This window comes from Pseudoalteromonas sp. S1610, from assembly GCF_005887465.1.
GTDB lineage: Bacteria > Pseudomonadota > Gammaproteobacteria > Enterobacterales > Alteromonadaceae > Pseudoalteromonas > Pseudoalteromonas undina.
In genome coordinates, this window is record NZ_PNDI01000062.1 from 17,272 (window position 1) to 29,925 (window position 12,654).

The following is a 12,654-nucleotide window of genomic DNA, read 5'->3' on the forward strand; positions in this document are numbered from 1 at the left end:
ATAAGCTAAGGTTAATAGTGGTTGAGGTAGTTTACTGATATAAAGTAAGATAAAGCGATACCCCATCATCGTGTAATAAAATTTAATTAAGGACGCCAATGCCTGAAGCTTTAGAACAAGATATTCCACTACAACAACTAAAACAGGTGACTAAGTCACTAAATAGTGGTCAATTTGTTCAAGTTAGGCGCATGCTAGCAAAAACGGCACCTTGTGATACCGCACTTCTTTTAGAATCATCTCCCCATAAAATTCGTCGTATGCTCTGGCAACTGGTTGATCCTGATGTACAGGGTGATGTACTTGAAGAGCTCTCTGAAGACGTACGTTTGGGCATTATTGCGCAAATGGCACCTGAGCACATTGCTGCTGCAACAGAAGACATGGGCCATGATGATTTAGGGGAAGTACTACGTAGCCTACCAGACACCGTATATAAAGACGTTGTTAGCGCTATGGATATTCAAGATAGAGAGCGTGCAACACAAGCTCTATCTTACCAAGAGCGCTCTGCTGGCGCCTTGATGAATATCGATACCGTAACTATTCGCCCTGATGTAACTCTAGATGTTGTACTACGTTATATTCGCTTACGCGGTGAACTGCCAGAGGGCACCGATGACTTATACGTTGTAGATAAACATAACTGTTTTTTAGGCGCCTTATCGCTAAGCACTTTATTAACTAATCCCCCTGAAAAAATTGTTCAGGATTTAATGGATGAAGAGTGTGAATCAATTCCTATTTCAATGGATGAAAGCGAAGTAGCGCAACTATTTGAACGGCATAACTGGATATCGGCACCAGTTGTCGATGACAACGCGCATTTGCTTGGTCGTATTACTATTGATGATATCGTTGATGTTATCCGTGAAGATGCAGAGCATAGCTTATTAAGCTTAGCGGGTCTTGATGATGAAGAAGATACCTTTGCGCCGGTCTTAAAAAGCTCTAAAAAGCGCTCAATTTGGCTAGGTGTAAACTTACTAACTGCATTGCTGGCTGCAATTGTGGCGAGCTTTTTCGAAAACACCTTAGCTATATTACCAATTCTTGCTGTGCTCAATGGCATTGTCCCGTCAATGGGTGGGGTTGCAGGCAGCCAAACCTTAACTTTGGTTATTCGCGGTATCGCGGTGGGTCATATCAACCAAACTAACCAACGTTTTTTATTATTAAAAGAACTCGCTATCGGCGCGATTAACGGTATGGTTTGGTCTATCCTAATTGCCGGTGTCGTTGCGCTTTGGCAATGGGATTTCAAACTCGGTGGTGTTTTAGCGTTTGCTATGTTTATGAATTTAGTTGCAGCAGGTATTGCGGGTGCTAGTATCCCACTATTGCTTAAAAAAATGAAAATAGATCCAGCACTGGCAGGCAGTGTGGTACTAACCACAGTAACTGATATTGTTGGTATATTTGCCTTTTTAGGCACTGCAACTTGGTTATTGATTTAGGCTCTAATCTTTTTATAAACAAAAACACCGCGTCAATACGCGGTGTTTTTGTTTAAGCCGATAATTACTTTACCTTGCGCGCTGGCGATTACCGCCCACCTTAGGTTTAGTGTTGGCTTTTTTAAACTGACTAAAGCCAGTATGACGAGTAAGCGCAGGGCGACCGTCCTTGTTACCTTTACCGCCTTTGGCTTGCCTTTCATCTCTGCCTTCTTCTGGCACTAAACAATTTGGACCTTTACCAATGAGTTTAGCTTTGCCCATGTTACGAAGGGCTTCACGGATCATTGGCCAACCAGCAGGATCATGGTAACGTAAAATTGCTTTATGCAAACGACGCTGGCGTGCGCCCTTTGGCACCGCAACTTGCTCAGTATTATTTTTAATATTGCGTAGCGAGTTCATTTCAGTATGATAAATGGTGGTCGCATTAGCCATCGGTGACGGATAAAAGTTTTGCACCTGATCAAGCTTAAAGTCATTCGATTTCAGCCACAAAGCCATATTAACCATGTCTTCGTCTTTAGTCCCTGGGTGAGCAGAAATAAAGTATGGAATTAAATACTGCTTTTTACCCGCTTCTTTAGAGTACTTATCAAATAGCGCTTTAAATTCATCGTAAGCCCCCATACCCGGCTTCATCATTTTAGATAATGGGCCATCTTCAGTGTGCTCTGGTGCTATTTTTAAATATCCACCAACATGATGAGTTACTAGCTCTTTAACGTAACGAGGATCACGTACAGCAAGGTCATAACGCACGCCTGAAGCAATTAAGATCTTTTTGATCCCTTTAACCTCACGCGCCTTTTTATATAAATCGATAGTCGGGGTATGGTCAGTATCCATATGCTTACAAATATCAGGATACACACACGACAAGCGGCGACAGGTACTCTCTGCTTTTTTACTGGTACAACGCAGTTTGTACATATTTGCGGTTGGTCCGCCTAAATCAGAAATAACCCCAGTAAAGCCTGGCACTTTATCTCTAATTTGCTCAATCTCTTCAATAATTGATTCTTGAGATCGGCTTTGTATTATTCGCCCTTCATGCTCGGTAATAGAACAAAACGAACAGCCGCCAAAACAGCCGCGCATTATATTTACCGACGTTTTAATCATATCGTAAGCAGGAATTTTATTGTCGCCATAACTTGGGTGCGGAATACGCTGATACGGTAAACCAAACACATCATCCATTTCTTGGGTTTCAAGTGGATAAGCTGGCGGATTCACCCAAATAGAGCGATCGCCATGACGCTGAAACAACGCTCTTGCACAACCAGGGTTGGTTTCTTGGTGCAAAATACGCGATGCATGAGCATACAATGGTTTATTAACACTGACCTGCTCAAAAGCGGGTAACTTAACGTAAGTTTTTTCCCATGGCTTAGGGCGCGCAGGCTGAATGGTAATTGGTTTTGCAGCTTCGGCCTTTAAATCAATACCCGCTTGCTTAAATTCTGATTTAGCACAACCCACATCATCCGCACCATAAGGATTAGGAATAGGGTCTATTTTACCAATTTTATCAATGGCTGTTGAATCACTGCCACGCCAACCGGGTAAAGGCTCTTTACGAATAACCGCCGTGCCTCTCACATCTTGTATAGTATCCATGGTTTCACCCGCAGCGATACGATGCGCTACTTCAACTAACGGGCGTTCGGCATTACCATAAATTAAAATATCGCCTTTAGCGTCAAATAATACGCTACGACGTACTTTTTCTTGCCAATAGTCGTAATGAGCAATACGACGCAAGCTGGCTTCAATGCCACCTAATACGAGCGGCACATCTTTATAGGCTTCACGACAACGTTGCGAGTATATTATCACGGCACGGTCAGGGCGTTTACCACCAACATTTCCTGGGGTATAAGCATCATCGTGGCGCATTCGTTTTTCAGCGGTGTAACGATTGATCATCGAATCCATGTTACCGGCTGTAATACCAAAAAATAAGTTAGGCTTACCCAATGCCATAAAGGCATCTTTAGAGTTCCAATCAGGCTGAGCAATAATGCCCACTCTAAACCCCTGCGCTTCAAGCACACGACCAATTACGGCCATCCCAAAACTAGGATGGTCTACATAAGCATCACCGCTAATAATAATAATATCGCAGCTATCCCAGCCAAGCGCGTCCATTTCTTCGCGTGTTGTTGGTAAAAATGGGGCTGTGCCATAACACTCAGCCCAATACTTAGGGTATGAGAATAAGCCGCGATCAGCTTTTAATGTGCTCATAAAATTGGCCGTTCAATAACAAAAGGCGCGAATTATACCCTATCGACATCCACGTTGATATAGCACAAAATGAAAGCACTGATTAAAAATTGTTTACCTTTATCGCATTACTAAAACAGACAAATCATCTAAGCTGATTACTGCTAATGTCTGCTTTTAGATTTATTTAAAGTAGATAAACTAGATAAAAATGATCGACTCTAGGCTAAACTATTAAATAAGCTGTGATTATTAATAATTCATAGACGCTGTAATATTAAAACCAATGAGGCATACCTATTAAACTACTTAAACAATTAATGCAGTTTTCAGCCATCTTACTGTTGGCGTTTGTTGTTGTGGGATTACTTTTACCACAAAACTATCACGTGCAAAAAAGCATTAAAATAAATGCCCGCCCTCCTGTTATAAAGTCATTAGTGGAAGATTTTACGCAGTGGTACAAATGGTCGCCGTGGCAGCAAATAGATCCCAATATTGAATTTAGTATTGGTGAACCTAGTGCTGGTGCGGGAGCCTATCAATCTTGGCAAGGAAAGTGGGGGCAAGGCGAAATGACAATCACTTCATTAAGCGCCAATGAAGTTGTATTTAATGTATTATTTAATCAAGAACATATTATTACTAGCCGATTACTATTTAGCCCACATGCAAAAACTGTAACCTGGCACATAGAAGGACAAGCAACTGTGCCGCTTATATCTGGCTATGTTGCTATATTTGCTGAAAATATATTAAGCAATATAGTCACCCTAGGGCTAAATAACTTAAAGACGGTAGCCCAACTCAGTGATGCACAAGCAATAATGGAAAGCCATGACAGTCAAAACCGCACAAGCCAGAATTAAACTTGCCAATATTATTGAGTCACTGTTAGGTTACTCGGTCACAAAAGTGAGTAATACGCCTGCAGCTGATGAAAAAACCTATAATACGCAGGGAAAAGCAAAGTCTCTTTACCGTATTAATAGCGAGCATTCAGTGTTAGCTCGAGCACAAAAAAGACAAGATCTACTGCTAATAAAACAACAACAAAATATCGAGACTATTTTAGCCTTGGCAATGGAGTTTTGTCCTGATGTAGCCTGCGCTAAACAGCCTGATGCCGATTGGGTAGAGCACTTTATTGCTTTGTGTGAAGATACCTCAAATCAATCAATGCAAACATTATGGGCAAAAATTTTTACTGGCGAAACCATTAGCCCAGGTACCTTTTCTATAAAAAGCTTACAAACCCTCAAACATATGACCCAGCGCGAAGCGGATTCATTAAGAAAGTGTGTGTCTATTTCAGGATATAACGAAAAGGATAGTAGTCACCTAATATTTTTAGGTTATTACAAAAAGCCCTCGTTATTTGATTTATTAGGCAAGGGAAATAAAGTGTCATTAAGCATAGGTAAAAGCGGTGTGAGCTTTCCTGATGTATTGACCTTAATGGACTTAAACTTGCTTTATCGTAAAGAAATTGAATCCGCTGCATTAAAAGCAGGACAAGAGATCACCCTCTCCTTTTTAACTCAAAAACTAACTTTAAAAGCAAAAAGTAACGACTTAGTACTAAGCTATTATAAGTTTACCCAAACTGGTGATGAACTGTTTAGACTAATGAATTACCCAATAAATAAAGTGTACAAACAGTTAATTGGTGCAGCATTTGAAGGGGAATTTGAATTAGTGTGGCACACTTCAAAATAACTAAAAAAAGCCACACAAGGTGGCTTTTCATTAAACTAATCGGTGCTTAAAAGTGAACTTGTATGCCCGCAAATGGCCCTGATGCATCAATATCAGTATTAATATCATCTACATCATCAAGTTCTAAAACCATAGAGCGGTAGCCCGCTTTAACCGCAACATCAACGGCTAGATTATCAATAAACTCCCAAGCAATACCCATTTGGTAATCTCGTACTTTACTGTCATCAATGGCTAAAAAGCTGCCTTCAGCAAAAACACTTAAACCACTAAATGGTAAACCCGCTTCAAAACGTCCGTATGCTAAAGGTACTACACCTGAGAACTCTTCAATTTCAGTAAAGTTAGCGCCACCTTGTTGCGATGTACCTGTTACCACAAGCTCACCATCAAACTGCTTAGCATTAATACCTAAATCAATTGAGATTAAGTCGTTATCAAAAATTTCATAATACAGAATATAATCAATGTGCGATAAGTCAGTGACTGAATTAACATCAGTGCCAACAATATAATCAGAGCCATTAAAGCTAAATGTATCTTCAAGTTGCGTTGAACCGGTTAGTTCAAGCTCAGTGTATTTTAGCTTTAAGTTTGGCACTAATGGAACCGGATGCTCAAGTGCGGCGTAATAGCTAACAAAAGTCTCATCTTCAAAATTGAAGTTTTGTAGGGCGTTATTATTATCAGAAAAGCTACCGTCATTATCGGCTTTCCAACCATCAACCCCTACATACAAACCCAATACAGTATCGGCTTGTGCTACAGGTGCTAAACATGCCATTGATAAGGCTGCTGCTATACAATACTTTTTCATTTTTTATCCTTGCGCTAATAATTCGCTAAGTTCAATCAGTGCCGCATTGGCTCTAGAGATATAATTTGCCATAACGAGTGAATGGTTGGCGACATAACCGAATCCGTTGCCGTTTAAAATTATTGGGCTCCAAACGGTTTCTTGGGTCGCTTCAAGCTCGCGTATAATTTGTTGTAAACTAACACGGGCGTTCTTTTTATCAAGTACTTCGGCAAAATCATATTCAACCGCTTGTAAAAAATGCAGTAAAGCCCAAGTAGCACCGCGTGACTCATAAAATACATCATCAATTTCCCACCACGATGTTCTTACTTGTTGTTGTAATGGCGTATAAGTAGCTTGTGTATTTGAAGAGTTGCCTGCTAAATCGGTATTTACCTTGTCTTGACCTACACTCGCACTCAAACGTTGGCTTAAACTACCTAAGCGTTTTTCAGCTTCTTTCAACCAACTGCGTAAATTATCTGCACGTGAGTAAAATTGGCTATCGCGCTCATGCTGATTCGCAATTTGAGAACGGTAAACTAATAAGTAATCAATACCCTTCTGATATTCGCCCTCAGCACTTGGCCATGCCCATGCTTCAGAACTAATATTAAATTGTGGCTGCGCTTTTTTAAGCGCTTCGTGCTCAGTTGATTGTGACTGTGAACGACTAAAATCTTTTCGCATTGATAGTGCTAAATCACGCACCATTTCCAACGCGCCATACTCCCAAGCGGGCATGTTGTCCATTATTACGCTCGGTGGCAGTACATCATTTGATAAGTAACCGCCTGACTTAGTTAAGAGGGTATCAGCGACGGTGATAAGTGTTGAAGTGGTTACATATCCTGTTACTGGCTTTTCACTGCGTTGCTGCGCTTGCTGCTTGGCATTTTGTACCACATCAAAACGTGCAGGCTCTATGCTCCAGTACACTGCAATAGCGTAAAATACGACAAACAATAATACCAATGCCGTTATTATTTTTCCTTTATGCTGTGACATTTATCCCCCTAATGATGACTATGATCTTTTGATGCTTTTACCGGCTCAGCTTGCGATGCTAGCGAAACTACTTTCGCATTGGTGAATACTCGATTCCCGTCTTCAAAATATAGCGTGAGTTTGCGTTCTTGACCTACTTTTAACGGCTCTTGTGGTTCAAACACCATTAAATGGTAGCTTCCAGGCTTAAAATCGAGTTGCTGGTGAGCTTTAATAAGCAATGATTCTACTTTTTGCATTTTCATCATGCCATCAGCGTGGACGTGCTCATGGATCTCAACACGACCTAAACCATCTATGGTCGCTCTTGTGAGTGTTGCCGGCACATTACTGTGGTTTTCAATACTAAAATAACCCACGCTGGCTTTAGTGGCAGGTAAAAACTCTCTTACTTGCGCATTTGTTACTTGTAATTGCGCAACAACACTATCGTGTTCATGTCCTTCGTGCGCCAATAACGAAGACGAAAAAACACCCACCAATAATGCACTTGCACTTAAAATACATTGTTTAATCATCAGTAAAATCCTTGTTAAAACATAAAAATATAGTCCAAATTTATCATAATTCCCTAATATTAGGCAGCTAATTTAAGTTTAAGAAGCCACTTTTTTATTATCCGCGATTAACCAGCACAACCCTGCCACAAACAATAATGGCCAAGCAATCATCAGTGATCCGAATAAAAAGGCTAATATAGTTCCAGCCAGTGCTACCATCGCCGCGCCAACAAGCCCCATGGTTACCAAAGCAGCAATCGCAATAACAACAATAATGGCGATTAACGCCCCAATAAGCTCTATACCAGTCCAGCTAATATCTGAGATCCACAACGGAAATTGCCATACATCAAAATGAATTATCGAGCCGCTATTAATCAAAAATAATGTAACAATAAGTAGGCATACGGCGAGAGTTTTCATGTCGTTCCCCTTACACTGCTTTTTCTTCAAGACAACAGTGCGCAATTAAATAACCTAGCGCCACTGCAAACGGAAAACTTAAAAATAATAAAACGGTGACTAAACGAGTAGACCATACCGGAAAGTCTAATCGGTAGGCTAACCCACTACAGACACCTGATATTTTTTTGTTAAGCGTATTTTTATACCAACGACGATGCGTATTAAAATTATTCATAACAATCTCCTTAGGCTGTTTGTTTGTTAGCAGTATTTAAACTCGCTTTTAAACTTGCCAGTTCTGCATCAATTTTTTCGTTTTTAACCAGTGACTCAATTTGCGTCGCAGTATTGCTCGCTGTATCTGTCAGCTCATATGCTTCAACCTGCGATTCAACACTCTCAACACGACGCTCAATTTGCTCAAATCGTGATAAAGCAGTGGCCACTTTATCGCTCTGCAGCTGAGTATTTATCTTTGCTCTTGCCTCAACCACATTTTCACGCTTTACAAGTTGTGCTTGCTTAGCTTTAGCCTGTGTCATTTTTTGCTGTAGGCGCTCACAGTCCTCTGTGATTTTTACAATTGATTGCTGCAATGTCTCAAGCTGTGTTTGTAAGCATTCTATGTTTTTTTCAACTGTGTGTTTTTCAGCTAATGCTGATTTCGCTAAGTCGTCACGATTTTTTGCAATAGCATGTTCGGCCTTTAATTGCCAATTTGTGAGCGCTCGTTGTTTATTGCTTATTTGACGCTTGATATTCTTTTCTTCACATAATAGTGCTGCCGCGGTGCTACGACACTCATTAAGTGCCTCTTGCATTTCGGTTAGCATCAAATTAAGTAGTTTTTCTGAATCTTCAGCTTTATCAAGCATAGCTACGATATTTGCTTGAATGACGTCGTTTACGCGATTAAATATACCCATGTTATTCTCCTGATGATTTTTTATTTATACATCAACAGGATTCCAAGAGTTATGCCAACAACTTAAAATTCTTTTATTTTCATTAAATATCAATAATTTAAATTATTTTTGGCGGGTAAGTTAATGACTAGTCACTGAATGAAATTAAGTCGAATTGGCTAATAAATTACATTTTTGACTAAAATTTGGGATCAAAAAAAGCCACCTTAGGTGACTTTTTCTATAAAGAGTATCTGTTATGCCAATTCCATTAAATTGGCATTACTCGGGTACGTAACTTAACGCTTTATCCATAACACTTAAATCAGCTTGCTTACCATGACCATTTTCAGATAAGTGGCGTCTAAAGCCACGCGCACCGGGTTGCCCCTGAAAAATACCCAGCATGTGGCGTGCAACATGCCAAAAATTAGCCCCTAAACGCATCTCTTCTTCAATATAATCATACATAGAGCGTACAACATCATGTCGAGATTGAGTATTAGCCGCATCACCATAAATTTTTTCATCTACTTCATTAAGCATAAATGGATTACTGTAAGCCTCTCGGCCCACCATAACCCCATCTATGTACTGTAAATGCTCAAGACTTTGCTCAATGGTTTTAACACCACCGTTAATACTTAAATCAAGTTGAGGGTAATCTTTTTTAAGCTGGTAAACTCGGGGGTAGTTAAGCTCAGGAACTTCGCGATTTTCTTTCGGGCTCAATCCTTTTAGCCATGCTTTGCGCGCATGAATAATAAAATCATCACAGCCAACTTTATGTGAAGCCTCTATCAAAGCACATAAAAATTCATAAGAATCTTGCTCATCAATACCAATACGAGTTTTAACTGTAACCGGAATATTAACTTCACTTTTCATTGCAGCAACACACTCTGCAACTAAATTAGGCTCGGCCATTAAACAGGCACCAAAACGTCCATTTTGCACACGATCTGACGGACAACCTACATTAAGGTTTATTTCATCATAACCGCGCTCACCAGCAAGCTTGGCACACTGTGCTAGCGCTTGCGGGTCTGATCCACCTAATTGCAATGCCACAGGGCCTTCGTGCTGATTAAAATGCAAGTAGTCACCACGACCGAATAAAATAGCGCCAGTAGTGATCATTTCAGTGTAGAGCACAGTGTGTTTTGTCATTTTACGATGAAACGTACGACAGTGGCGATCAGTCCAATCAAGCATGGGTGCCACGCTAAAGCGTCGATTTAAAGTACGTTTATCCAAAATGTGATCCTCAAAAATTTATAATTTAAGCACAGCTTAAACGGCGCTGCATTTTACACAAAAGCCCTATGCGCAGCAATATTAAGCAAACACTTGCAAGCCAAAGTATTGTGCAATACCGTTTAAAATATTAGTCACCGCGACTGAGCTTAAAATTAACCCCATAATTCGACTAATAATACTCGCCCCACTATCACCTATTATTTTATGTACATGCGTAGCAAGTAATAACAAAATCAGTACCACCACTAAAACAGCTAACATCATTGATGAGGTAATCATTTGTTCAACCCAAGTATATTCCTCATTGCGTGTCATTAATACCGCACCTAACATGGCACCGGGACTGGCTATTGATGGGATAGCAAGCGGAAAAATAGCGGTTTCAGTGCTGTCTCTAACACTTTTAATTTCAGCTTCAGGCTTACTTTCACCAAAGGTCATGGAGAGTGCAAAAATTAATAAAATTAAACCACCTGCTATTTGAAATGCCGAGAGCGGGATCTCAATCACATTCAGTAATTGCTCGCCAGCAACTACAAAAAATAACAGCACTAAAGCAGACACACCCACGGCTTTAAAAATCACTTTACGCTTAAACTTGTCGTCATCTCCACGAGTTACGGCGATAAAAACCGGGATTGTGCCAATTGGATCGATAACCGCAAAAAAGAAAATAAATATAGCTAATAGTTCATGCATTAATGAGTACCTTTTCACTAAATCGGTTAATAAAACGCTGCAACTACAATACAGTATGTTAGTATATCACGGCAGCGTAAGGATGAGAGAAGATGAATATAGAATCACTCGTAAGTAAAGCAAAACAAGTGTGCGACAACCGTGGTGCGCGATTCACACCAATTCGCGAGAAGGTATTTCGTTTATTGGCCAGTGCCCAAGGTGGTGTGGGGGCGTACGATTTACTTGAGCAATTGAAAGTCACTGAAACAGGTGCTAAACCTGCAACGATTTATCGTGCTTTAGACTTTTTAGCCGAACTCGGTTTTATTCATAAAATTGAAAGCACCAATGCATTTATGCTGTGTCATCATTTTGATCATATTCATCCTGTTCAGCTATTAATTTGTGATAGCTGCGGCTTTGTTAAAGAGCTGCACTCAACAGTAATTTCACATGAGCTCAATAACTTGGCAGCCGAAAGTGGCTTTGTAGTTTCCGGGCAAACAATAGAAGCACATGGTAAATGTGACTCTTGCCGAGCATAGATAAGCGATTATAGCTATACTTTGCGTATAACCTTTATCAGTACCAATTTAAGGACATCTAATATGAATGTAGAGTTCATTAATCCCTTTTTAGCTTCTTTGATGAATGTATTGAGCACTATGGCTCAAACTCAGTTAAAACCAGGCAAGCCACGCATTAAAACAGATGAGATAGCCTGTGGTGATGTATCGGGATTAATTGGTATGGTTGGCCCTCAAACTCGCGGTTCATTTTCAATTACCTTCGACGAAGGTTTAGCGCTGACCATTATGGAACGAATGTTAGGCGAACGACCAGACGACATAAATGAAGAAGTAACCGACATGGTCGGTGAAATAACTAATATGGTTACCGGTGGTGCTAAGAATTTACTAGGTGAAAAAGGCTATGATTTTGCCATGGCAACACCCATTGTTGTGTCTGGTAAAAACCACACTATTACTCACAAAAGTGACGGCAAAAAAATTCTTATGCCGTTTACCAGTGACGCAGGTAATGCAAATATTGAAGTGAGTTTTGATAAGCTATGAGCTGGTCGCAAACCACAATTACATTAAAGCCTCGCTCGCGGGGCTTTCATTTAATTGATAACGACATACTTACTCACCTCCCACAACTGAGTCAGCTTAAAGTTGGTTTATTACACTTATTTATTCAACACACCTCTGCCAGCTTAACTATTAACGAAAACGCCGATCCAACGGTACGCATGGATATGGAAAGCCACTTTAATCAATTTGTTCCAGAGCGCCAGCCTTATTATCGCCATGACTATGAGGGCGATGATGATATGCCTGCCCATATAAAAACCAGTACCTTAGGTTGCGAATTAACTATCCCGATTAGTCACGGTCAGTTAGCACTAGGAACTTGGCAAGGAATATACTTAGGTGAGCACCGTGATCATGGTGGTTCAAGACGTATTATTGCAACTTTGCAAGGCGAAAAGTTTTAGGTTTTAGGTTTTAGGTTTTAGGTTTTAGGTTTTAGGTTTTACAACATAGATAATTCGCACACTGAACACTTCAAATTTAAGATCAAATTATATAAATGATTTATGTGTGGGTCATTGTTTGCTATTTGAGAATGAATATCTGGAAAGTAAATAAGATTGGAGCGGTACACGAGGCTCGAACTCGTGA

15 protein-coding genes are annotated in these 12,654 nt (G+C 40.2%); 6 read left to right on the plus strand and 9 right to left on the minus strand.

The genetic code is table 11. The features are described from left to right. The first annotated feature begins 98 nt into the window (after positions 1-98). Positions 99-1,457 carry a magnesium transporter gene (gene mgtE / locus CWB77_RS16485; protein ID WP_008115512.1) on the plus strand — a complete coding sequence of 453 codons (1,359 nt, stop codon included), beginning with the start codon at positions 99-101 and terminating at the stop codon, positions 1,455-1,457. Between the two features lie 69 nt (positions 1,458-1,526). Here the strand turns inward: mgtE and CWB77_RS16490 are convergent, their stop codons facing one another. Continuing rightward, positions 1,527-3,710 (minus strand): YgiQ family radical SAM protein, encoded by a 2,184-nt coding sequence (locus tag CWB77_RS16490; RefSeq protein ID WP_138623650.1) that lies wholly within the window; start codon positions 3,708-3,710, stop codon positions 1,527-1,529. A 299-nt stretch (positions 3,711-4,009) separates the two neighbouring features. On the opposite strand from CWB77_RS16490, the gene CWB77_RS16495 reads away from it, so the two are divergent. Continuing rightward, positions 4,010-4,558 (plus strand): SRPBCC family protein, encoded by a 549-nt coding sequence (locus CWB77_RS16495; RefSeq protein ID WP_054202374.1) that lies wholly within the window; start codon positions 4,010-4,012, stop codon positions 4,556-4,558. Then, positions 4,527-5,408, plus strand: coding sequence for a TIGR03899 family protein (locus CWB77_RS16500; protein WP_010390553.1), 882 nt, complete (start codon positions 4,527-4,529; stop codon positions 5,406-5,408). The genes CWB77_RS16495 and CWB77_RS16500 overlap by 32 nt, the downstream gene beginning before the upstream one ends. 46 nt (positions 5,409-5,454) lie before the next feature. On the opposite strand, the gene CWB77_RS16505 is transcribed toward CWB77_RS16500, so the two are convergent. The 8 genes from CWB77_RS16505 to CWB77_RS16540 all read right to left on the minus strand — a co-directional run bounded on the left by CWB77_RS16505 (position 5,455) and on the right by CWB77_RS16540 (position 10,984). Next, positions 5,455-6,225, minus strand: coding sequence for a TIGR04219 family outer membrane beta-barrel protein (locus CWB77_RS16505; protein ID WP_010390552.1), 771 nt, complete (start codon positions 6,223-6,225; stop codon positions 5,455-5,457). Positions 6,226-6,228: 3 nt separating this feature from the next. Continuing rightward, a complete protein-coding gene (locus CWB77_RS16510; RefSeq protein WP_010390551.1) occupies positions 6,229-7,215 on the minus strand; it encodes a DUF2333 family protein in 987 nt (328 codons plus the stop codon). 8 nt (positions 7,216-7,223) lie between these two features. Then, positions 7,224-7,733: a copper chaperone PCu(A)C gene (locus CWB77_RS16515; RefSeq protein ID WP_010390550.1), complete on the minus strand. Its 510-nt coding sequence runs from the start codon at positions 7,731-7,733 to the stop codon at positions 7,224-7,226. Between the two features lie 78 nt (positions 7,734-7,811). Next, complete coding sequence (locus CWB77_RS16520; RefSeq protein ID WP_010390549.1) at positions 7,812-8,138, minus strand: hypothetical protein; 327 nt, start codon at positions 8,136-8,138, stop codon at positions 7,812-7,814. A 10-nt stretch (positions 8,139-8,148) separates the two neighbouring features. Next, positions 8,149-8,355, minus strand: a complete 207-nt coding sequence (locus tag CWB77_RS16525; RefSeq protein ID WP_010390548.1) for a PspC domain-containing protein — start codon at positions 8,353-8,355, stop codon at positions 8,149-8,151. A 10-nt stretch (positions 8,356-8,365) separates the two neighbouring features. Further along, complete coding sequence (locus tag CWB77_RS16530; protein WP_138623652.1) at positions 8,366-9,046, minus strand: PspA/IM30 family protein; 681 nt, start codon at positions 9,044-9,046, stop codon at positions 8,366-8,368. Between the two features lie 261 nt (positions 9,047-9,307). Next, positions 9,308-10,240 carry a tRNA dihydrouridine(20/20a) synthase DusA gene (gene dusA, locus CWB77_RS16535; RefSeq protein ID WP_036932963.1) on the minus strand — a complete coding sequence of 311 codons (933 nt, stop codon included), beginning with the start codon at positions 10,238-10,240 and terminating at the stop codon, positions 9,308-9,310. Positions 10,241-10,363: 123 nt separating this feature from the next. Continuing rightward, positions 10,364-10,984: a MarC family protein gene (locus tag CWB77_RS16540; protein WP_008115498.1), complete on the minus strand. Its 621-nt coding sequence runs from the start codon at positions 10,982-10,984 to the stop codon at positions 10,364-10,366. Between the two features lie 92 nt (positions 10,985-11,076). Between CWB77_RS16540 and CWB77_RS16545 the strand changes: the two genes are divergently transcribed. The 3 genes from CWB77_RS16545 (at position 11,077) to CWB77_RS16555 (ending at position 12,467) form a co-directional block, all read left to right on the plus strand. Continuing rightward, the gene (locus CWB77_RS16545; protein ID WP_008115496.1) at positions 11,077-11,511 is read left to right on the plus strand and encodes a transcriptional repressor; all 435 of its coding nucleotides are present in this window, start codon (positions 11,077-11,079) and stop codon (positions 11,509-11,511) included. 63 nt (positions 11,512-11,574) lie between these two features. Continuing rightward, positions 11,575-12,042 carry a chemotaxis protein CheX gene (locus CWB77_RS16550; RefSeq protein WP_010390540.1) on the plus strand — a complete coding sequence of 156 codons (468 nt, stop codon included), beginning with the start codon at positions 11,575-11,577 and terminating at the stop codon, positions 12,040-12,042. After that, positions 12,039-12,467, plus strand: a complete 429-nt coding sequence (locus CWB77_RS16555; RefSeq protein ID WP_138623654.1) for a secondary thiamine-phosphate synthase enzyme YjbQ — start codon at positions 12,039-12,041, stop codon at positions 12,465-12,467. Before CWB77_RS16550 ends, CWB77_RS16555 begins: the two co-directional genes overlap by 4 nt. Positions 12,468-12,654: the final 187 nt, after the last annotated feature.